Below are 1,279 nucleotides of genomic sequence, written 5' to 3'. Positions count from 1 at the left end.
GTTGGGGGGCAGAAGCGTTAAATACCGAAGCGAAAAAACTCTATCGAATTCACGTCAGATTAAAATTCGCCACAGAGATGACTTAGATCACAATGGTTAGAACGCGCAAACGCAAAGATTTAATTCAGAAGATTGCACAAGAACGACTCGGTTATGATGATTTGCGTCCCGGACAAGAAGCCGCCATCCGATCGCTGCTAGAAGGCAAAGACACGCTGGCTGTAATGCCGACAGGATCAGGAAAGTCAGCCATTTATCAACTCGCAGCCGAAGAGACTCCAGGAGCGACGATCGTGATTTCACCCCTGTTAGCGTTGCAGAAAGATCAGGTGGAAGCGATCGACGATCGAGACAAAATTGGCCATGCTGCGGTTCTCAATTCCACCATTTCGGTGTCAGAGCGGCTAGAGGTTTTTCAACGCTGGCAAAGTGGCGAACTGGAATTTTTGTTTCTCGCCCCTGAGCAGTTTAATAACCTGGATACGATCGATCTGTTGCAAACTAATAAACCTTCTCTATTTGTGATCGATGAAGCTCACTGTATTAGCGAATGGGGGCACAGTTTTCGACCCGATTATTTGCGATTGGGGACGGTGATTGAGGCGATCGGGCATCCCACTATTTTGGCGCTGACGGCGACGGCTTCTCCGCCCGTTCGAGAAGAGATTATGCAGCGTTTGGGAATGCGAGATCCACGAGTGATTGTGCGCGGATTTGACCGACCGAATATCTTTTTGAGTGTCGATCGCTTTGATGATGAAGCTGAAAAACGCGAAGTCTTTGTTAGACGAGTCAAACAAGCCGAAAAGCCAGGCATTGTCTACGCTGCAACCCGAAAGGAAACCGAACAGATCACAAAATTACTCAAACAAGCAGACATTCAGGCAGCCAGTTATCATGCTGGAATGAAATCAAAAGAACGTCATCAGGTTCAATCAGATTTCATGAGCGATAACATAGACGTGATTGTTGCAACAACAGCATTTGGAATGGGAGTCGATAAGCCAAATGTGCGCTTTGTGTTTCATTACAACATCAGTGATTCTGTCGATTCTTATTACCAGGAAATCGGACGCGCTGGGCGAGATGGCGATCCGGCGAATGCTGTCCTGTTCTACACACCAGACGATTTGAATCTGAGAAAATTCTTCTCTGGAGGCGGCAAACTAGCTGTCGAACAAATCGCCCAAGTTGCCCAAATCGTACAAAATCAGCGTGAACCGATCGACCCCAAAACCCTCCAAGAACTAACCGACCTTTCCAAATCCAAACTCCGAAC

1 protein-coding gene is annotated in these 1,279 nt (G+C 47.3%); it reads left to right on the top strand.

The window, feature by feature from the left end; translation table 11 throughout:
* Nucleotides 1-92: 92 nt before the first annotated feature.
* A partial coding sequence (locus ACJ2PR_RS36000) for a RecQ family ATP-dependent DNA helicase (protein WP_446880656.1) occupies nt 93-1,279 on the top strand: 1,187 nt, incomplete at its 3' end.

The organism is Phormidesmis sp. 146-33 (assembly GCF_052939515.1).
The sequence above is the reverse complement of the archived record's forward strand: the minus strand, read 5'-3'. Positions and strand labels throughout refer to the sequence as shown.